Origin of the sequence: uncultured Anaerococcus sp. (assembly GCF_947253225.1) — a bacterium.
Lineage (GTDB): Bacteria > Bacillota > Clostridia > Tissierellales > Peptoniphilaceae > Anaerococcus.
Genome location: NZ_CAMXYR010000008.1, coordinates 1 through 20,458 on the forward strand (window position 1 = coordinate 1; position 20,458 = coordinate 20,458).

At 34.8% G+C, this 20,458-nt stretch carries 24 protein-coding genes and 1 tRNA gene; 23 read left to right on the forward strand and 2 right to left on the reverse strand.

Annotated elements, in window-relative coordinates; genetic code table 11:
* Positions 1-70 precede the first annotated feature (70 nt).
* The 14 genes from Q0W95_RS02000 (at position 71) to topA (ending at position 12,165) form a co-directional block, all read left to right on the forward strand.
* Positions 71-1,339, forward strand: a complete 1,269-nt coding sequence (locus Q0W95_RS02000; protein ID WP_297789327.1) for a trypsin-like peptidase domain-containing protein — start codon at positions 71-73, stop codon at positions 1,337-1,339.
* Positions 1,340-1,461: 122 nt separating this feature from the next.
* Positions 1,462-1,785 carry a YlxM family DNA-binding protein gene (ylxM, locus tag Q0W95_RS02005; protein WP_297789330.1) on the forward strand — a complete coding sequence of 108 codons (324 nt, stop codon included), beginning with the start codon at positions 1,462-1,464 and terminating at the stop codon, positions 1,783-1,785.
* An 11-nt stretch (positions 1,786-1,796) separates the two neighbouring features.
* Positions 1,797-3,134: a signal recognition particle protein gene (ffh, locus tag Q0W95_RS02010; RefSeq protein WP_297789333.1), complete on the forward strand. Its 1,338-nt coding sequence runs from the start codon at positions 1,797-1,799 to the stop codon at positions 3,132-3,134.
* A gap of 25 nt (positions 3,135-3,159) precedes the next feature.
* The gene (gene rpsP / locus Q0W95_RS02015) at positions 3,160-3,405 is read left to right on the forward strand and encodes a 30S ribosomal protein S16 (protein WP_297789336.1); all 246 of its coding nucleotides are present in this window, start codon (positions 3,160-3,162) and stop codon (positions 3,403-3,405) included.
* A 1-nt stretch (position 3,406) separates the two neighbouring features.
* Entirely contained in the window at positions 3,407-3,631 is a 225-nt protein-coding gene (locus tag Q0W95_RS02020; protein WP_297789339.1) for a KH domain-containing protein, read from the forward strand.
* On the forward strand, positions 3,628-4,116 hold the full coding sequence (gene rimM, locus Q0W95_RS02025) for a ribosome maturation factor RimM (RefSeq protein ID WP_297789342.1): 489 nt from the start codon (positions 3,628-3,630) through the stop codon (positions 4,114-4,116). Before Q0W95_RS02020 ends, rimM begins: the two co-directional genes overlap by 4 nt.
* Positions 4,109-4,825 carry a tRNA (guanosine(37)-N1)-methyltransferase TrmD gene (trmD, locus tag Q0W95_RS02030; RefSeq protein ID WP_297789346.1) on the forward strand — a complete coding sequence of 239 codons (717 nt, stop codon included), beginning with the start codon at positions 4,109-4,111 and terminating at the stop codon, positions 4,823-4,825. The genes rimM and trmD overlap by 8 nt, the downstream gene beginning before the upstream one ends.
* Positions 4,803-5,150, forward strand: a complete 348-nt coding sequence (gene rplS / locus Q0W95_RS02035; RefSeq protein WP_297789349.1) for a 50S ribosomal protein L19 — start codon at positions 4,803-4,805, stop codon at positions 5,148-5,150. Before trmD ends, rplS begins: the two co-directional genes overlap by 23 nt.
* A gap of 188 nt (positions 5,151-5,338) precedes the next feature.
* Positions 5,339-6,931, forward strand: coding sequence for an ABC transporter ATP-binding protein (locus tag Q0W95_RS02040; RefSeq protein ID WP_297789351.1), 1,593 nt, complete (start codon positions 5,339-5,341; stop codon positions 6,929-6,931).
* 294 nt (positions 6,932-7,225) lie between these two features.
* Positions 7,226-8,062, forward strand: coding sequence for a ribosome biogenesis GTPase YlqF (gene ylqF, locus Q0W95_RS02045; protein WP_297789442.1), 837 nt, complete (start codon positions 7,226-7,228; stop codon positions 8,060-8,062).
* Positions 8,059-8,688: a ribonuclease HII gene (locus Q0W95_RS02050; RefSeq protein WP_297789354.1), complete on the forward strand. Its 630-nt coding sequence runs from the start codon at positions 8,059-8,061 to the stop codon at positions 8,686-8,688. Before ylqF ends, Q0W95_RS02050 begins: the two co-directional genes overlap by 4 nt.
* Positions 8,678-9,025: a YraN family protein gene (locus tag Q0W95_RS02055; RefSeq protein WP_297789357.1), complete on the forward strand. Its 348-nt coding sequence runs from the start codon at positions 8,678-8,680 to the stop codon at positions 9,023-9,025. The genes Q0W95_RS02050 and Q0W95_RS02055 overlap by 11 nt, the downstream gene beginning before the upstream one ends.
* Before the next feature lies 1 nt (position 9,026).
* A complete protein-coding gene (gene dprA / locus Q0W95_RS02060; RefSeq protein WP_297789445.1) occupies positions 9,027-10,106 on the forward strand; it encodes a DNA-processing protein DprA in 1,080 nt (359 codons plus the stop codon).
* Between the two features lie 4 nt (positions 10,107-10,110).
* Positions 10,111-12,165 carry a type I DNA topoisomerase gene (gene topA, locus Q0W95_RS02065; protein ID WP_297789360.1) on the forward strand — a complete coding sequence of 685 codons (2,055 nt, stop codon included), beginning with the start codon at positions 10,111-10,113 and terminating at the stop codon, positions 12,163-12,165.
* Between the two features lie 77 nt (positions 12,166-12,242).
* Here the strand turns inward: topA and mscL are convergent, their stop codons facing one another.
* Positions 12,243-12,650 carry a large conductance mechanosensitive channel protein MscL gene (gene mscL / locus Q0W95_RS02070; RefSeq protein WP_297789363.1) on the reverse strand — a complete coding sequence of 136 codons (408 nt, stop codon included), beginning with the start codon at positions 12,648-12,650 and terminating at the stop codon, positions 12,243-12,245.
* A 111-nt stretch (positions 12,651-12,761) separates the two neighbouring features.
* Here mscL and Q0W95_RS02075 point away from each other — a divergent pair, with 111 nt between their 5' ends.
* The 5 genes from Q0W95_RS02075 to Q0W95_RS02095 all read left to right on the forward strand — a co-directional run bounded on the left by Q0W95_RS02075 (position 12,762) and on the right by Q0W95_RS02095 (position 16,059).
* A complete protein-coding gene (locus Q0W95_RS02075; protein ID WP_297789366.1) occupies positions 12,762-13,352 on the forward strand; it encodes a CoA pyrophosphatase in 591 nt (196 codons plus the stop codon).
* Positions 13,342-14,172, forward strand: coding sequence for an aminoglycoside 6-adenylyltransferase (locus Q0W95_RS02080; RefSeq protein ID WP_297789369.1), 831 nt, complete (start codon positions 13,342-13,344; stop codon positions 14,170-14,172). The genes Q0W95_RS02075 and Q0W95_RS02080 overlap by 11 nt, the downstream gene beginning before the upstream one ends.
* 6 nt (positions 14,173-14,178) lie before the next feature.
* Positions 14,179-15,390 carry a D-alanyl-D-alanine carboxypeptidase family protein gene (locus Q0W95_RS02085; RefSeq protein ID WP_297789372.1) on the forward strand — a complete coding sequence of 404 codons (1,212 nt, stop codon included), beginning with the start codon at positions 14,179-14,181 and terminating at the stop codon, positions 15,388-15,390.
* A 40-nt stretch (positions 15,391-15,430) separates the two neighbouring features.
* A tRNA-Arg gene (locus Q0W95_RS02090) sits at positions 15,431-15,507 on the forward strand.
* 87 nt (positions 15,508-15,594) lie between these two features.
* Positions 15,595-16,059 (forward strand): nucleoside deaminase, encoded by a 465-nt coding sequence (locus Q0W95_RS02095; RefSeq protein WP_297789448.1) that lies wholly within the window; start codon positions 15,595-15,597, stop codon positions 16,057-16,059.
* 4 nt (positions 16,060-16,063) lie between these two features.
* Here Q0W95_RS02095 and Q0W95_RS02100 read toward each other — a convergent pair whose 3' ends face one another.
* Positions 16,064-16,468 carry a hypothetical protein gene (locus Q0W95_RS02100; RefSeq protein WP_297789375.1) on the reverse strand — a complete coding sequence of 135 codons (405 nt, stop codon included), beginning with the start codon at positions 16,466-16,468 and terminating at the stop codon, positions 16,064-16,066.
* 158 nt (positions 16,469-16,626) lie between these two features.
* On the opposite strand from Q0W95_RS02100, the gene Q0W95_RS02105 reads away from it, so the two are divergent.
* Genes Q0W95_RS02105 through Q0W95_RS02120 form a run of 4 tightly spaced genes read left to right on the forward strand, consistent with a single transcriptional unit; the run spans position 16,627 to position 20,458 of the window.
* On the forward strand, positions 16,627-17,574 hold the full coding sequence (locus tag Q0W95_RS02105) for an NAD(P)-dependent oxidoreductase (protein WP_297789378.1): 948 nt from the start codon (positions 16,627-16,629) through the stop codon (positions 17,572-17,574).
* Entirely contained in the window at positions 17,571-18,200 is a 630-nt protein-coding gene (gene udk / locus Q0W95_RS02110) for a uridine kinase (protein ID WP_297789381.1), read from the forward strand. The genes Q0W95_RS02105 and udk overlap by 4 nt, the downstream gene beginning before the upstream one ends.
* Positions 18,190-20,001: a 1,4-alpha-glucan branching protein GlgB gene (glgB, locus tag Q0W95_RS02115; protein WP_297789386.1), complete on the forward strand. Its 1,812-nt coding sequence runs from the start codon at positions 18,190-18,192 to the stop codon at positions 19,999-20,001. Before udk ends, glgB begins: the two co-directional genes overlap by 11 nt.
* Positions 19,991-20,458 carry a UPF0158 family protein gene (locus Q0W95_RS02120; protein ID WP_297789389.1) on the forward strand — a complete coding sequence of 156 codons (468 nt, stop codon included), beginning with the start codon at positions 19,991-19,993 and terminating at the stop codon, positions 20,456-20,458. Before glgB ends, Q0W95_RS02120 begins: the two co-directional genes overlap by 11 nt.

Consider the following 20,458-nt stretch of genomic DNA (forward strand, 5'->3'; position numbering starts at 1 on the left):
AATTTAATTACAAAAACAAAGTATTACCACAAATATCTTGTATGATAGGTTAAATAGGAGGTAGACTTTAATGAGAAAAAATAAGTCGAATGGATTTTTTAGTTTTATTTCTGCCTTGCTTGGAGCTGTTATTGGAGGTTTTGTCGTCTATTTTCTTTTAGGTGGAGGATTAGCCAATGAGAATAAGCAACAAGGCCTTGATAATAACCCTAAGCAAATTGAGGAGAAGAGTGATAAAAAATCTTCATCTAAGGATATAAATATTAAGGATGATGCTTCAATGGAATCTGTTGTAGTCAAGAAGTCAATTGATTCTGTGGTTGGGATTAATACAATTTCCCAAGTTACCAAGAGGTCTTTTTTTGGCCAACAACAAGGCTATGTTGAAGGAATAGGCTCTGGTTCTATTGTTACTGAGGATGGTTATATTGTAACAAATTCTCATGTTGTTAGTAATGGAAATGTAACTCAGATAAATGTTTTGTTCTCGGACGGAAAGACTTCGGAGGCAGAGCTTGTTTGGAATGATGCGTCGCTTGACCTTGCTATTATTAAGGTGAACAAGAAAAATCTTCCAGCCATTGAGCTTGGTGATAGTGATAAGGTTGGTATAGGCGATAGGGCTGTTGCTATTGGAAATCCTCTGGGTTTTGAACTTCAATCAACTGTAACTAGTGGTATTATTTCAGGTCTAAATAGGTCTGTTAAGTTTAACACTGGTGTTACAATGGATGGGCTAATGCAAACGGATGCAGCTATAAACTCAGGAAATTCTGGCGGAGCTTTACTAAACTCAAGAGGAGAGCTAATAGGAATTAATACAGCCAAGGCTGGTAATAGCGACGGAATTGGCTTTGCTATCCCAATCAATACTGTAAAGCCTGTTATAGAAAAGGTAAGAAAGACAGGTAAATTTAATTCTGTCTATCTTGGAATTACAGGTCAATCAATAGATTACATGAAACAAATTCCTAATTTCAATACTGAAAATCTCGGAACTGATAAGGGAGTTTATGTAGTTTCTATCTTTGATAAGGAAAGTAAGATAGAAGAAGGGGATGTGATTACTGCTGTTGATGGAAAAGAAGTTAAGGATATGAATACTTTAAGGAAACTTCTATTGAATTACTCTGTTGGTGATAAGGCAACTATCACTGTCTATAGAAAGGGTAAGAAAATGGAACTTAAAGTAAGCTTTAATATTGATACATCAAATGTTGATGAGTACAACAAGGCAAAACCAAAAGTCAATGATAACCAAGAAGACATGGATAGGGAAGATAGTAGCGATAGTGGAGATGGAGAAGATGGTCTAAGTCCATTTTTCAATCTTCCATAAGATGAGAGGCTAGGAGAAATCCTAGCTTTTTTTGCGAGTTGGAAGTCAATATTTTTTCTTGACTTGGTTAAAATAAGAGTGTATAATGTATAAGTCAAGTAAAAGACTTGACGGGTGATTTTATGGAAAAAATAGTAAAAGTGGCTCAATTATTCGATATATACGGCGCACTTCTTAATGAAAAACAAAGAGATGTTATTAATTGTTATTATAACGAGGACTTATCTCTTCAGGAAATAGCTGATAATTCTTCTAGGAGCAAGCAAGCTATATCAGATATGATTAAAAGGTCTGAGGATAAGTTATTTGAGTTTGAAGATGAGCTTTCTTTACTGAAAAGCCGCGAGGAACTGAAAGATTCTCTTATTGGTATAAGAGAGCTGATGGAAAGTTCAAATTATGAATTGGCAATTAAAGAAATAACGGACGTAATAGATAAGATTTAGAGAGGGATGCTATGGTATTTGAAGGCCTTTCTGAAAGACTCCAGGAAACCCTTGGAAGGCTTACAGGAAAAGGAAAATTAAGTGAAAAAGATATAGATGCCGCTATGAGAGAGATTAGACTCTCTTTACTAGAAGCAGATGTTAACTACAAGGTCGTAAAAGATTTTGTTAAGACAATCAAGGAAAGATCACTTGGGCAAGATGTTATGACTTCCCTATCTCCAGGGCAGATGGTAGTCAAGATTGTAAATGAAGAACTTACTCTTCTAATGGGTAAGGAAAATTCTAGACTCGACTTTAAAGGCTCAACTCCTCATATAGTGATGATGGTAGGACTCCAAGGGTCAGGTAAGACGACCCATTCTGGAAAGCTTGCACTTAAATTAAAGAAGGAAAATAGAAATCCAATGCTAGTAGCTTTGGATATTTATAGACCAGCAGCGATTGAGCAACTAAAAGTCGTTGGGAAAAATGCTGGAGTTGAAGTTTTCGATAGGGACAAGCAAGACCCAGTAAAAACCGCCAAAGAAGCTAAGGATTATGCAAGGATTAATAACCATGATGTTGTAATCCTAGATACGGCAGGACGTTTACAAATTGATACCGACTTAATGGATGAGCTAAAAAATATCAAGGAAGAAGTAAAACCTGACGAAATCTTGCTTGTTGTTGATGCAATGACAGGACAAGAGGCAGTCAATGTTGCCAAAACCTTCGATGATTACCTAGACCTAACAGGAGTAATCCTAACTAAGTTAGATGGTGATGCGAGAGGTGGTGCAGCCCTTTCCATTAGACAAGTTGTAGGAAAACCAATCAAGTTTATAGGCGTTGGAGAAAAGCTTGAAGACCTTGAACCTTTCCATCCGGATAGGATGGCTAATAGGATTCTAGGCATGGGAGATGTTCTTAGCCTCATAGAAAAGGCAGAAAAACAACTTTCCCTAGAAAATGCTAAGGAACTAGAGCGTAAGATGCGTGAGCAGACCTACACCTTGGATGATTTCATGGAACAAGTTCAACAAATCAGAAACATGGGTCCCCTAGAAGACCTTCTAGCCATGATTCCTGGAGTAAACTCAAAAATGCTAAAGGGAGTTGATGTTGATGATAGAGGCTTTGTAAGAATTGAAGCTCTCATAAGTTCTATGACCAAGGAAGAAAGGGAAAAACCTGAAATTATTGGCAAGAGCAGAAAAGAACGTATAGCCAAGGGTTCGGGTGTTGATATTAAGGAGCTTAACAAATTGCTCAAACAGTTCAAAGAACTGAAAAAAATGATGAAGAAAATGACAGGCATGAAGATGAATAAAAGAGGCAGGAAACTACCAAGAATGCCTTTCTTTTAGGGCCTAAATTAAATAGGAGGAAACAATGGCAGTAAAAATCAGATTAAAGAGAATGGGACAAAAGAAAAGACCATTCTACAGAGTTGTAGTAGCAGATTCAAGATCTCCAAGAGATGGTAAGTTCATTGAAGAAATCGGAACATACAATCCAATCTCTAATCCAAAAGAATTTAGAGTAGATAATGAAAAAGCTAAACAATGGATCAAAAATGGTGCAAAACCAACTTCTATAGTTGAAAAACTTTTCAAAGACAACAACGTATTAGCATAAGATGAAAAACCTAGTTGAATTAATTGTTAAAGAATTAGTAGAAAACAAAGATGCTGTATCTATCGAAGAAACTAGCGAAAATGGTGAGGTAGACCTATTAATCCATGTAGCAGAAGAAGATAAGGGCAGAGTTATTGGAGTTCGTGGAAATATAATAAATTCCATAAGGACCATAGCAAGAGCAGCAGCAATCAAAGAAGATGTTAAGGTCAACATAAGAATATGAGGATAACAGTAGCAGAGGTAATAACAACCCACGGCATTAGAGGAAATGTAAAAGTAAGGTCATTTTCTGATAATGAAAAGCGATTTGAAAAAGGATCGAAAGTCTATATAGGAGATGAACTTCTTACCATAGAAGATTCCTTCGACCAGAAGGGACTAAAAGTTCTTAAATTTGTTGAATACAATGATATTAACGATTCTATCAAGCTTGTAGGTAAGGACATTACCATAGATGAAAAAGATCGTGGAGTTCTTTCCGAAGGAGAGTTCTACATATATGAGCTCATAGGTCTTGATGTTTACTCCAAGGGGCAAATAGTGGGTAAGGTCAAGGATGTGATAAGTGGAGTCTATCCAAACGATGTTTATGTCATAGAAAAAAAGGACAATAAAGAGGTATTATTACCAGCCTTAAAAACTGTAATCACAAATGTTGATATTAACAATAAAAAAATAGAAGTAGATAACCTAAGCGATTATGAATAGAGTTACCATACTTACCCTATTTCCAGAAAGCTTTGAATTTCTAAAGACTTATGGAGTAATAGGAAAAGCAATTGAGAACAAAAAACTAGAAATAAACTTAGTAGATATAAGAGATTTCAGTAAGAACAAGCACAATCATGTTGATGATACAGTATACGGTGGGGCAGCCGGTATGCTTATCAGGCCTCAAGTTATATATGACGCTTTGCTATCTGTAAAGAAACCAGAATCAAAAGTCTGCTTTATGTCAGCAGCAGGAAAAAAATTAAATCAGAAATTAGCAATCAACTTTGCAGAAATCAAAGATCTGATAATAATTTGCGGTCATTACGAAGGGATTGATGCTAGAATTACCAACCATTATGTCGACTATGAAATATCTATAGGCGATTATGTACTCACAGGTGGAGAAATCCCAGCCATGGTGCTTATAGATTCAATGGCAAGATTTATAGATGGAGTTGTAGGAAAAAGGGAATCCTTGACTACAGACTCTCATTACAATACTTTATTGCAACAAGATGAATACACCAAACCTCGTAACTTCAACGGCTACTTCGTACCAAGCGAGCTTGTAAGCGGAGACCACAAGAAGATTGCAACTTGGAATAGGAAAAGTGCAATAGAGAAAACTAAAAGAGTAAGACCAGACTTATATGAAAAATTCTTACGAGAGGAGAGCAAAGATGGATTTAATCAAAAAAATTGAACAAGAAAACCTACGTGAAGAAGGCTTTGACTTTGGAGTAGGTGATACAGTAAGACTAAGCTACAGAATCAAAGAAGGAGATAAAGAAAGACTCCAAGACTTTGAAGGAACTGTAATCTACATCAAAGAAGGCGGAGTAACAAAAACATTCACAGTTAGAAGAATTAGCTACGGTGTTGGAGTAGAAAGAACATTCGTTTACAACTCACCAAAAATCGAAAAACTACACGTTGTTAGACGTGGTAAGGTAAGAAGAGCTAAACTAAACTACCTAAGAGACCGTCAAGGTAAGGCAGCTAAAGTTAAAGAAAAAACAAACTATTAAAAAATAAGGACTCTTGCAGAAAATTCAAGAGTCCTTTTAAAATTCCAGAGTTAGGAGATATAGATGATTTTCTTTAGTAAGGATAATATATTTTGTAATGGGGGATGTTTTGTCGAAAAACAGATTGTTAATAATAAGTATGATAAATGTTGTGATTCGAAATGTTATAGATATTTAGGTGTGTAGTAATGTTTGCGTATCTTTTTAAGAATAATAAAAAATTATTTATCAAAAGCCTTATATTTTTGTTATTATTCTCCTTGAGTAGACCAGTTTTTTCTAAATTGATAATTTATTATACTAATTTACCTGAAATGGGAGCTAGAGTTTCTATTTGGTATTTGTTAGTACCTGGGCTTTTGTACCTGTTGGGTTACTTTTTGCTTAATTTATATTCTGAAAAGTACCTAGATAAGTTTATGATTGAGTGCAAGAAATGTCTAAATGAGGGAGTCTATAATAGGTTTTTATCTAGCGATGGTTTAAGTTTCGACAAGTCGGAGTTAACTAGTATTTTCACAAATGATATAGATCAGATTTCAAATGATTATATCCAAGGATTGACTCAAATCGTATATTTCATAGTATCATTTATGGGAGCAAGTCTAGTTATCTATTCCTTATCAGCTAAGATTTTATTATATTTGATATGTATTTCTACCCTAACTTTCTTTATACAAAAATTACTTGCGAATACTTTAGCAGATAAGCAATCTTCCTATAATACTAAGTTTTCAAAAATAATAAAAATATTAAATGAAAGTATTGATAATATAAGAGAGATAAAGATTTATAATTTAGAGGATAAGTTTAGAAATAAGTTTAAGAAATCATCGACAGAAGCTAATGAAGAACTTTTTAGGTTAAATTTGTCTGAAGATATGGTGGAAGTGATAAATCAAACTTCGGCTAGTCTGATTGAGGTTGGCCTATACATTGTGGGTGTTGCTTTGATAATTCATAATAAGCTAACCATTGCAGAATTGTTAGCGATTGTAGTTTCTTGTGATTCCATAACTCTACCTATATATGCGTTTTCTAGAACCTATGCTAAGTTTGCAAAGACTAAGAAAACTAGGGAAAAACTTATGGATATTATATCTGAGTGCGATAATTTAAGCGGTAAGGAAAAAATATCTACAATAAAAGAAATAAGAGTTGATAATTATGCTGGAAAATATGACCAGAACCTTATAAGTGATAGAGTTAGTTTTTCAATTAACTATGGAGATAAAATTCTAATCACAGGGGACAATGGCTCTGGGAAATCTACCCTTCTTTCTTCGATACTTGATTTTTCAAGAAATCATGTAGGTGATATATTTATAAATGGGAAAAATATAAAAAATATAGATAAAGGGTCTTTTTATAGAAGGGTATCTTTTTTGGGTCAAAGGTATGTTTTGGTAGAAGATACTATCAAGAACAATATTATAGGAAATGGTGCTTATTTGGAGGAAAAATATAACAGGATAATTACTAGGATAAATATTAAAACCTTCGATAAATCGACTGTTGTTAATGAAAACAGAGATAATTTAAGTGGTGGAGAAATGCAGAAAATAAGTATAGGAAGGGCTATTTATAAAGATAGCGACATCCTTATCTTAGATGAACCTTTTTCTGCCCTTGATAGAACAAGCGTCGATAGGATATTGGATATGCTGTTAAAGGATGAGAGAAGTCTTATAGTAATTGCCCATAATTTGAGTCAAGATAAGCTGGATAAGTTCGACAAAGTAATTAATATGAAAAGAAAGGCTGAATCTTTGTCCATATAGAAAAAGAAAATGCTCAAACCTCGTTATAGATAGGTTTGAGCATTTTTAAACTTCTTTATTTATAAATCATTCATGGTAAAGGATATCAACTTTTAACTAAAACTTAAGAGTTTCAATTTCAAAATTTCTCTTATAGGTGATATTAGTTTTATAATTTATATGGATCTTGGAACCTGTAAGGCATTACAATTTAAGCAGAGCTTGTAGGAGATGTATTTTTAAATAATTTATGTATAATATAGATAGTTATAAATTTCGCCTAAGGCAAAGTAGATTGGAGAAAAAACTATGACAATGAATATAAATTGGTTTCCAGGGCATATGAAAAAGACCAAGGAACTTATTATAGATAATTTGAAACTTGTGGATATAGTTCTTGAAATTATTGATGGAAGGATTCCGAAATCTTCCAGAAATCCCATGTTAGATGAGATTATTGCTGATAAGCCTAGGATGATTATTATGAACAAGTCCGATCTCTCAGACCCTGTTTATAATAAAGAATGGATACAAAAGTTTAAGGATGAAGGGATTCCTGCTATAGCTATGAATTCTAAGGACAAGGTCCCAGTAGATAAGATTTATAGGGAAGCTAAGAATCTGCTTGGGGAAAAGTTTAAGAAAAATGAGGAAAAAAACATAGATAATCCTCTAATTAGGATGATGATTGTTGGCGTTCCTAATTCAGGAAAGTCTACCTTTATTAATAAGGTTTCTAAGAAAAAGGGAGCAAGGGTTGGGAATAGACCAGGCATCACCCAAACTAAACAATGGATTAAGACGGGGTCAAACATTCAACTTCTCGATACGCCAGGAGTTTTATGGCCAAAGTTTGAGGAAAAAATCGGCCTCCACCTTTCTTTTACCAATGCTATCAAGGATGAGGTTTTAAATATAGAGGATCTAACTTTAAGGTTCATTGAGGAGATGAAGGAAATTAAACCAGAAGCTCTTAGGGAAAGATACGGGGTAGATCCAGAAGAGTCTGCTATTGAAATTTATGAGCAAATAGCCAAAAAACGTGGGGCTATAATTGCTGGTGGAGATTTTGATTATACAAGAGCAGCCAATATAATCCTAAATGATTTTAGGTCGGGAAAACTTGGAAAGATTAGCTTGGAAAGACCATGAGATATTCTATTTATAATGATGATATAAAAAAAGAAATCCACGAAAAATATGAATTAATTGCTGGAATTGATGAAGTTGGCAGAGGACCTCTTGCAGGTCCTGTTGTAACTTGTGCAGTTATTATGAAGAAGGATTCTCACATAGAGGGAGTTACGGATTCTAAAAAACTTACTAGAAAGAAAATGCTTGACCTCAAGGATAAAATCCTGAAAGAGACGTTAGCTTACGCCTATGGTTATGCTAATCCTAGGATGGTTGATAAGATAAATATCAAAAACGCCACCCACAAGGCTATGGAAGAGGCTCTAAATTCGCTAGATATAAGGCCTGAAATTGTTTTGATAGATGCAGAAAAAATCGCAACAGATCTTCCTCAGCTAAATATTGTTAAGGGAGATTTGAATGAGTATGTCATATCTTGTGCTTCAATTCTTGCTAAAGTTAGGAGAGATGATATTATGATTAATTTTTCTAAAATTTACCCTAATTATGGCTTTGATACCAATATGGGATATGGAACAAAAAACCACTATGCAGGTCTTGAAAAATACGGGGAAACACCAATTCATAGACAGACTTTCCTTAGAAAATTTCACGAAAGGCAGATGACTTTTGATGACCTATAAAAAGCAAGTAGGAGATTATGGAGAAAACCTAGTGGCAGACTTACTAAGAGCCAAGGGTTATGAAATTATTGCAAGAAATTATAGGAAATTTTTTGGTGAAATTGATATAGTGGCAAGAAATGAGGAGCTTGTTGCCTTTGTTGAAGTAAAGACCAGAAAAAACAAGGATTTTGCTAATCCTAGTGAGGCAGTAACCTTTAGTAAGCAAGCTAAAATTGTCAAGGCGAGTCAGGCCTATCTTATGGAAAATGACCTCACCGATTCTATCATTCGTTTTGATGTGGCTGAGGTGATTAGAGAAAGTGGGGAGGTTAATTACATTGAAAACGCCTTTTAAGATGACCAAGGATGAAATTATTTTATACCTAAATTTCATATACTTAAAAAACCAATTAATCCTAGACCTTTATGATAAGACAGGGTTTGCGGATTTTTTTGAAAGAGATAGGATCTTTTATGATTTTTTAAGTGATGCGAACTTCGATAAGATTTTTAATAAAGAATCTCTGGAGAACTTCTCTTACTACTTGGAGAGGGTTCAGAAGTATAATTACAAATACATAAGTTTTTTGGATGATGCTTATCCTGAGAATCTGACTTTCATTGATGATAGACCTGCCCTTTTATATTACAAGGGGAGTCTTGACTATGAATCTGACAAGAAGTCCCTTGCCTTTGTTGGTTCAAGAAAGTGCACAGCCTATGGCAAATGGGCAGCTAAGACCTTGAGTGAGAAAGTATCCTTAGCAGGAATTACTAGTGTTTCAGGCCTTGCCTATGGGATAGATGCTATAAGCCATAAGGCTAGCCTTGATGTGGGCAAAAGGACTATTGGGGTAATTGGATGTGGGATTGATAAAATTTATCCCAAACAAAACAAGGACCTTTATAGGAAAGTAGAAGAAAATGGCCTTATTTTATCAGAATTTCCCTTAGGAACTGATCCTATAGCCTATAATTTTCCCAGAAGAAATAGGATAATATCTGGAATTTCTCTAGGGACTGTAGTTATAGAAGCTAAGGAAAAATCTGGAACTATGATTACAGTAAGGTGTGCCTTAGATCAAGGCAGGGAAGTTTTTGCGGTTCCTGGCAATATCAATTCCATCTATTCTAAGGGAACTAATAAAATGATTCAAGAAGGTGCGAAGCTTATTTTATCGGCAGATGATATAATAGAAGAACTTTCTTATTTGGTTGATGTATCAAAACAAAAAAATATATTAGACTACTCAAAACTTGATAAGGACGAAGCCCAAGTGGTAAGATACATTGAGACATCACCTAGTACAAGTGCGGATGAGCTAAGTCAAAAGCTTGGTATGGATATTAATATTATAAATTATCTGCTTACCTCGCTTGAACTAAAGGATTATATAGAAAACATTGGAAATAACGAATTTATTATAAAGGAGTGAGTATTTGGCAAAGAACTTAGTAATAGTAGAATCTCCAACCAAGGCAAAGTCAATATCTAAAATGCTTGGAAGGAATTACAAGGTTATGGCAACAATCGGCCACTTGAGAGACCTTCCGAAAAGCAAATTTGGAGTAGATATAGAAAATGACTTTGAACCAGAATACATAAAGGTGAGGGGACGAGCAAAAACTATAAATGAACTAAAAAAAGAAAGTGATAAGGCAGAAAAAGTTTTTCTAGCAACCGACCCTGATAGGGAAGGAGAGGCTATTAGCTGGCACTTGCAATTTCTCCTTGGTCTTAACCCTAAGGATAAAAATAGAGTTGAATTTCATGAAATAACCAAGGAAAATGTCAAAAATGCCATCAAAAATCCAAGAACCATTGACCAAAATCTGGTAGATGCCCAACAGGCTAGGCGAGTTATGGATAGGATTGTGGGCTACGAGATAAGTCCTATCTTGTGGAAGAGAGTCAAGTCTGGACTTTCAGCAGGACGTGTTCAATCTGTAGCTCTCAAACTAATTGTCGATAGGCAAAAGGAGATTGATGACTTCATACCAGAAGAATACTGGACGATTACTGCTCACCATAAGGTTGACAAGTTGAAATTTGAATCGGAATTTTATGGAACAAATGATAAAAAGATGAAGGTTTCTAAGGAAAGTGGAGCTGATAAGGTTCTTGGTAAAATCGATAAGGACAGGTTTGAGGTTGTTAAAATAACAAAAACAAAAAAGAGGAGAAAACCTCAAAAGCCATACACAACCTCAACTCTCCAACAAGATGCATCAAATAGGCTTGGCTATTCTACAAAATACACCATGCAATTAGCCCAACAACTCTTTGAAGGTATAGATGTAGGAGATGGAAGTGTTGGACTTATTACCTACATGAGAACAGATGCTAACAGGATTTCCAAAGATATAGTAAACGAAACCCTTGCCTTCATCAAAGATAAGTATGGAAGAGAATATGCTGGCAAAGGTAACACTTATGAGGGTAAGAAAAAAGGCAGTCAAGACGCTCACGAAGCCATAAGACCAACATCAATCAAGAGAAATCCTATAGAACTAAAACAATACCTAACGGATCAACAATATAAGCTATACAAGATGATATGGGAAAGAGTTGTGCAAAGCCAGATGGCTGATTATGAATACTTGTCAACTCAAATTCTCTTTAATAATAATGATTTGATATTCAAAACAAATGGAAAAATTACGATTTTTGATGGTTACAATAAACTTGGAAGTGCTAATGAGAATGAAAACATCCTACCAGAACTTAAAGAAGGGGATGTAATATCTGCTGAAAAGATTGACAAAGACCAGCACTTTACCAATCCTCCAGCTAGGTACACCGAAGCTTCCCTAGTTAAAACTTTGGAAGAGTTTGGAATCGGCAGACCATCAACCTATTCAGCCACAATCAATCAGATTATATCGAGAAACTATGTCGAGCTTGAGGGAAGAAGCATCTACCCAACAGACCTTGGAAAAACTGTTAATACCTTCCTCCAAGAAAACTTCGATGATGTTATTAATGTTGAATTTACGGCTGAGATGGAAGAAGCTCTTGATAATATAGCAGAAGGAGATAGGTACTGGAAGGAACTTCTAAAGTCTTTCTACAAGGATTTTGAAAAAGATATGAAAGGCGTTAAGGAAGACGATAAGGACTACAAGGTAAAAGATGAAGTTCTTGAAGATAAATGTCCTAAGTGCGGTAAACCACTTGCTATTAAACACGGAAGAAATGGTAAATTCATTGGATGTACTGGTTTTCCTGCCTGTGATTTTACGAAATCAATCGTAAAATCAACGGGTGTAGAGTGTCCAAAATGTAAAGAAGGAACTATAATAGAAAAAGTAAGCAAGAGAGGGAAGAGATTCTACGGGTGCGACAATTTCCCTAAATGCGACTTCGCGCTCTGGGATCCACCAACTGGTGAAAAATGCCCAGAATGTGGTTCTCTGCTAATTCACAAGAAAAACAGGTCGACAGATGAAATAAAATGCTCATCATGCGATTATATAAAAGAAAAGAAGAGATAAGGAAAATAAAAATCCCTACTTATTGGCGATAAAGACTAATCTTTGCTAACCAATAGGTAGGGATTTTATTTTAGCTATTATTCATTTTCGTTGTGGTAATCACCAAGTTTTGATGTACAATGTGGACACCTGCTAGCCTTTATAGGAATAGAGCTTTTGCAGTAAGGACATTCTTTTTCGGTTTCTTCCTTCACATCTTCCTTGTGAAGAGAATTGATTGCCTTAACTATCATAAACATTACAAAGGCGATAATTATAAATGATATTACTGAGTTAATAAAATTGCCTACCTTAAGGCTTGCCCCTGCAACGTTTACGACAACATCTTCATAATCAATACCTGCTGTAAGACCAGAGATGATTGGCATTAGGATATCATCAACCATACTTTTTACAATAGCTGTAAAAGCTGAACCCATGATAATACCTATAGCCATATCTAAGACATTTCCACGGGCTATAAAATTTTTAAATTCTTTTAGCATACTTCCTCCCTTGATTCTTCGTTTACTAAGTTTTATACCCGATATCCTACCAATAAAACATTATTTGACTTTAGTAAATGAATTTAATATCATTTTATGTAGGAGTAAAATATGAAAAGCTTATTGGTTGATGATGAATTTTATGCTAAGTTAAAATCCTATGCAGTATTTATCCCACTTATAGAGATAGATGGAGAAGATCATATTCTTTTTGAGGTGAGAAGCCAAAATATTGCCCAGCCTGGCGAAGTTTCTTTCCCTGGAGGTAGGCTAGAAGAAGGCGAGGGCTTCAAAGATGCTGCCCTAAGAGAAACTATGGAAGAACTTCTCCTAGCCAATGAAGACATAGAGTATTTAGGATATTCATCAATGATTCTTAATTCTTCTTTTAGACACATCAAAAGTTTTTATGGAAGAATTAAGAAAAAAATTGAAGATATAAAGTATAATGAAGAAGTAGAATCGATTTTTGCCGTAAAAGTTTCATATTTTGTGGATAAGCCACCGATAAGATATAGGGCACCTTACAAGATGGATTTTCCAAAAGATTTTCCCTTTGACAAGATTCCTAGGGGAAGAGATTATGAGTTTACTACAGGCTACCACGATATGTATTTTTATGATACAAACCCTGTTATTTGGGGGCTTACGGCAAAATTTTTGAAAAATTTTATAGAAAGCTGGACGAAAGATGAGAGATGATATAAAAAAGAGATTTATCGACTATGGCAGAGATGAGGAATCCATAGTTTCAATTTTTTGTATAAAATCAAATACTAACGAAGAATTTACTGACTTATACCTAGTTGTTGATGAAGTTATAATTGGTAAGCTTGAAAAAGACCTAAAGACCTTATTTGATGATATAATTCTAGTAACTAGAGCTAAAGATAGGTTTGAATACGAGAAAAACAGTCAAGCTTACACAATAATTCAAGCCTATAAAAAGGACAATATGAAAATTTCTGAAACTATAATAGCCAAAGATTTAGCCAAAGATTTTATGAAAACTTTAGCTTCTGACATTGAATTTATTTACAATAACCCTAAAGAAGAAGTCCTCGAGGTAAATAAAGATTTTAAGTACCCTCTAGCAAAAGAATATGAGTTTAAAACTTGTGTCGATAATTTCTTTGCAAATGCTATAGAAGTTTCCCTTTATATAAACCAAAAAGATCCAATAGCTGCCTCAATCAAGATGGAGGATGTAAGAAAAGAGCTTATTAAAATGCTAGATTTCCACCTCATAAATAAATTTTATGGGCTAAGAAATATGGGTAAGGATGGGTCAGCCCTAATCCACACCCTAAGTAAGGATTACAGGGAAGATTTGGAGCTAACCTTTGCGACTAATGAGCTTATGGATATTTACAATTGCCTATTTAAAGCCTGTGGCTTATTCAGAAAAGTAGGCATGGAAGAAGCAGAGAAATTGGGATATTCCTATAACAAAGAAGCAGATGTAAAGACCCTTAAGCTTTTGAGGGACAATTACAGAAGGCTTGAATCTTTTTTAAGGTAGGTTAATATGAAAAAAATAAAGATGAGGGTGGCGGCTCTCCTAAGTATGGCAGTATTTCTATTTACCAGTATGTCCTTTTCCAAGGGAGAGGGTAAAATAGTCGGACTTGATGAGAATGTTTCCTCCTATGTTATAGGTAATGAAGAAACAGGAGATATATATTGCGAGAAAAATTCTGATCAACCAAGAGCTATTGCCTCCCTAACTAAGCTTATGACCTTTTATTTGGTAAGAGATGCTATAGAAGAAGGAAAAATAAAGCTTGATACAAGCGTAAAGGCAGATAAGAGGACTGAGGAGCTAACAAGCTGGGAATACTCAGCCCTTGGCTTAAAGGAAGGAGAATCCTATAGTGTAGAAGAACTCCTCCAAGGATTGATAGCAGTAAGTGGAAATGATTGTGCCTATCTTTTAGCAAAAACAGTGGCTGGCTCTGAAGAAGCCTTTGCCAAGAAAATGAATGAAAAAGCTAAAGAATTAGGTCTTAAAAGTCAAAAATATTATAATGCAAGTGGAATTGATACTAAAGATGATAAGGAAAACCAATCATCAGCTAAGGATCTTTTCAACCTAGCAAGAGAGCTTATAAAAAAATACCCAGATATTTTGAAATATTCTTCAATGGATGAGGTAAATATTCCAGGTAAGGGCATAAAGAAATCCTCAACAATTCCTCTAAAAGATGAAATAAAGGGAGTGGATGGTCTAAAGACTGGAACTACAGAAAAGGCTGGATACTGCTTGATATCAAGTGTGGATATGAAAGAGCTTGATGGCAATGATGAGTTTAGGTGTTTGGGAGTTGTCCTAGGAGCGGACCAAAAAGACACTAGAGATAGTGCCATGAAGGATCTTATTTATTATGTATCTAGGTTTTATTCATGTGAGAAAGTTCTTGACAAAAATAGGAGTGTAGAAAGCATAGAAGAAGCTTCAGCCAAGCAAGGCTATGTGGAAGTATATCCTGCTGAGGACTTGACTATAATTTCTAAAGACAATATAAATGTTGCCACTAAGATTAACCTAAACAAAAATATCAAAGCTCCTATCAAAAAAGGAGAAATTCTAGGAAGTGTAGATGTTAACTACGGTGGTAAGGATTATAAGGTTGACCTAGTGGCAAAAGATGATATTGAAGAAGCAAGCTTCTTAGGAAAAATTACCAGAAGTGTAAAAAATAACGTAAATTTTTTACTCGACCTATTGATTGCGAGATAAAAAGTGTTATAATAATAGAGGACTCTTTTGGTCCTCATATGTATCGGTAGCTCAGCTGGATAGAGCACCGCCCTCCTAAGGCGGGTGTCGGAGGTTCGAATCCTCTTCGGTACACCAAGCAAAGGCTGTTGGCAACAACAGTCTATTTTTATGGAAAAAACTGGGAGAATAATAGTGGAAAAGTTTGAGAAAGAATTTACAAAAATGGATTATTTTTTCATGCAAGAAGCCATCAACGAGGCAAGACTTGCTAGATTTGTAGAGGAAGTCCCTGTGGGAGCTGTAATCGTTTATAAGGGTAAAATTATTGGGAGAGGTCACAATTACACTTACAAGGGTAAGTCTGCCCTAAAACATGCAGAAATTATGGCGATAAAAGAAGCCAGTTTCTATATGGATGACTTTAGACTAGAAGAATGTAGTATGTATGTAACTATGGAGCCTTGTTCCATGTGTGCGGGAGCAATCATAAATTCAAGAATTGACAGGCTTGTTATTGGACTAAAGGATATAAAGAGGGGAGCTTGTGGTTCAAATACAAATATTACAGGGGATAGATCTCAACTACATTTCCTAGATGCTGAATTTGGACTAATGGAAGAAGAGAGTCTTTATGAGCTCCAGACCTTCTTTAGGTATTTAAGGCAAAAGAAAAAGAACAAATCCTAAAGATTTATTCTTTGATTTCGGCTATGAATTGCCAAGAAATATTATACTTATCTACCAAGGTTGTAAATAATTTCTTATTAATTTTTTGAGGCTCCATAGTTATGGTGGAGTCTTTTCTAAAGTTCATGTAGGCCCTATAGAGGTTGTCTGAACTTGTTTCTATGACAATCCTTACATTATTACCATTTTGAATAATCCTATCATTAGTAACATCGTATAAATAAATACGGTTACCATAGATATCTATGTATGAGTTATAAATTCTATTTTTTATTTCTTTCGGGTGATTGAATTTCTCAAAATCACTATATCTAATTATCTTTTTAGGTTCTTCTATACCGAAAACATTACAATAATAATGTAGTGCTTCTATACATTTACCATCTGTAAAAGCTATTCCTACTGCCATCTTACTTCCTTTCTACTTATACTAATAACTTATCATAATATGAAGATCTAAGCAAGGATAGTTTATAAATAGTCAAAGTGAATTTATTATCCAAATATTAGTAAAAAGAGTATAATAATATCAAGTAAACGATATTAATAGGTATAAAGGAGTTATGAATGAAAATTAGTCTTATAGATTCATTGGAAGTTGATCAAAAAATACTTCAAGACCATAAGAAAAATTTGGCAAATATGGGTCATGAATTTGTTTATTTTGACAAATCCGCAAGTAATGATGAAGAAAAAATAGCTAGACTCAAAGATTCTGATGTAGCAATGATAACCAACAAACCCCTTAATCGTAAGGTTATTGAAGCTTGTAACTTAAAGCTAATTGATGTTGCCTTCACAGGGGTTGACCATGTAGATCTTGATTGTTGCAAGGAAAGAGGAATCCTTGTAGAAAATGCTAGTGGATATTCTGATGATTCTGTAGCTGAACTTGTCCTAGGACTTGCCATAGGAGTTTTGAGAAAGTTTAACCAAAATAGGGCTAATATTTTCTGTGGGGGAAATAATTACCTACTTGGAGAACTAATCAAAGGTAAGACTTTTGGTATCATAGGAACTGGAAATATTGGCTCAAAACTAATTGACCTTCTTCAAGTTTTTGGATGTAAAATAATTGCCTACTCAAGGACTGAAAAGGAAGAAATCAAGGCTAAGAATGTGGAATATGTAAGTCTTGACTATCTTTTGAAAAACTCCAACCTTGTATCCCTTCACATTCCAAATAACAAAGAAACCAAGCATTTTCTAGGCAAAAAAGAACTTGATATGATGAAAGAAAATGCAGTTTTGATAAACTGTGCTAGGGGAGCAGTTGTGGATAATGACTACCTAGCAGAACTATTAAATGCAGATAAATTGAGGGCTGGAATTGATGTTTTTGATATGGAACCACCACTTCCAGAAGCTTATCCTCTAAGAAATGCTAAAAATGTTATTTTGACCAACCATGTTGCCTACTATACCAAGGAAGCTATGGAAATTAGGGCAAAGATTGTTTTTGACAACCTCTACCAATATTTGGATGGGAATATAGTTAACGAGATAAAACTATGAGCCAAATAAAGATTGTGGCTATAGCTGGTGGGTCTGCCAGTGGTAAAAGCTCTATAGTAAGAGAAATTGAAGGATATTTTAAGGACGATTTAACCGTTATCGGTCATGATAATTATTACAAGGCTCATGATGATATTAGTTTTGAGCAAAGAAAGACCTTGAATTATGATTATCCTGGAGCCTTTGACAATGACCTATTCTACAAGGACCTTATAAAACTTCTAGCAGGCAGGGAAATTGATATGCCGACTTATGATTATAATATGCACACTAGAAGTTCAAAGACTATAAGGGTTAAGCCTACAAAAATCATCTTGATAGAAGGAATCTTGGTCTTATATGACGAAAAAATCAGATCAATTACTGATACCAAAGTCTTCGTTGATGCAGATAGTGATGTAAGACTTCAAAGGAGAATCCTAAGAGATACTAAGGAAAGAGGAAGAAGTCTAGAATCTGTCCTAACCCAATACATTGGTCAAGTAAAACCGATGCATGAAACTTATATTGAGCCAAGCAAGAAATACGCAGATATCATAATCCCAAGAGGAGCTAGAAACCTAAAGGGGATTCAGATTTTAAAAAGACACATTAAACATTTAATTGAGGAAGAAAATGAAGGTTAATATAATGGAAACTGACCACAGTTTCATTGAAAATTATTTGAATGGCCACTCTAGCATGGGAGCTGATATTTGGGGAGCACAAAAAAGTGATGATGGTGAATACATCTTCAGAGTTCTTGCACCAAATGCCGATGAAGTTTATATTAAGGGCGATTTTACGAGATGGCAGAACTTGCCAATGACCAAAAATGTCGAGTATGGTTATTTTTTTATAAAGCTAAAGGCGAAGGTTGGAGATTATTACAAGTATGTGGTAAATCATTGGGGAAATTTTGTAGAAAAGACCGATCCTTTTGCCAAAGCCATGGACAAGGAAGGCGACTTTGCGAGTATAATTACTGATGACTCTTACGAATTTCATGACCAAGAATTTATAGAAAATAGGTCAAAAAATTTCGACAAGCCCCTAAATATTTATGAAATCCACATAGGCTCTTGGCTAAGGTATGGAGATAAGGTGAATTTCTTAGATATAGTCGATAAACTCGTTTCTTATGTCAAGAAAATGAACTACACCCATATAGAGATTATGCCAATTACAGAATATCCTTACTACCCATCTTGGGGTTACCAATCCACTGGATTTTTCGCAACAAGTTCAAGGTTTGGAAGTCCAGTTGACCTAAAGAAATTTGTGGATATCCTCCACCAAAATGGCATTGGGGTTATCCTTGATATGGTTGCCGTCCATTTTGCCTCAGACTATTATGGACTAAACCACTTTGATGGAACAGGTATGTATGAATCAATTTATACTGATTTAAAATATTCTGAATGGGGCTCAAACAACTTCGATTATTCCAAGGGCCATGTAAGAAGCTTTATGAAATCAGCTTTTACCTATTGGATAGAAAATTTCCATTTTGATGGTATAAGGATTGATGCAGTTAGCTACATGATTCATTACAATGGTAATAAAAATCGTGGAGTTCACCATGACAATATTTATTTTATCAAAGACCTCAATGAAACAATCTCAAAGGCCCATCCTGATGTAATGCTTATCGCTGAAGATTCATCAGATTTTCCTAATGTAACGAAAAAGGTCGAAGACGGAGGCTTGGGTTTTGATTATAAGTGGGATTTAGGTTGGATGAACGATACCCTAAGGTATTTTAAGACCGATTCCTACAATAGGATAGACCACCAACAAAAGATAACTTTCTCAATGTTTTATTTTTACAATGAAAGATTTGTCTTACCCCTAAGCCATGACGAAGTTGTCCACCTAAAAAAGGCGATGATTAACAAGATGAATGGGTCCTATGAGGAGAGGTTCAAACAATTAAAACTTCTTTATACCTACCAAATGACCCATCCTGGTAAGAAATTAAACTTTATGGGAAATGATATAGCTACCTTTGATGAGTGGAATGAAAATGGGTCTATAAATTGGGATATCTTAAAATTCCCTGTTCACGATTCTTTCAATAGATTTGTCAGGGAATTGAATTTGCTTTATAAAAGTGAAGAAGCATTTTTTGCTAAAGATTTTGATGAGGATGGCTTTGTATGGAAGGTTGTTGACGATAATTACAATTCTGTTTTTGCCTATGAGAGAAGGTCTGGGGAAGATAGATTTTTGGTGGTTATGAATATGACCAATACTTACAAAAATGCCTATCCAATCTACTATGATGAAGATTTGGAGTTCGTTGAAGTAATAGATTCTCTTGCTGAGTCCTATGGAGGAAGCAGGTGGGAGAAGAGAAATATAAAAATAGAGAAAGGAAATAACTTAGTGCTTGAGCTTTGGGAATATGAGGCGGTAGTACTAAAAATAAAAACTTATGAGCGTTAAAAAACCAATCAACCTATCATGGCTTGTTGAAAAATGGACCTTGATAGATGAAGATTCATATCTTAAAAATATGTGGTTGAATACAGAAAGCCTAGATTTTATTAGGATTAACCAAGAAATTCAAACACCAGAAGATATTGAGAAAAGTTATATAGATATAGACCAAGATGTTGAGAATTTTGTGCTTTTGCCAACAGCAGATGAGCTTGACGAGCAAGCCCTAAGGGAAGCCTTTGTTGCAAACCTAGAAAGACATCAAAGAGATAATTTTCTTGATAGTTATGAAGGAATTGCTCCAAGAGAAGAATTTTTGGATACCGTTTATGAACAAGGTCTTGAAGGTGAATGGAATGACTTTAGAGATAAGGCAGCAGCAGATATATTACTAAATTGGGCTCTCGATGAGCAAATCCCAATAAATAAAGATATGGAGACAATTAATATAAATAGATTATGA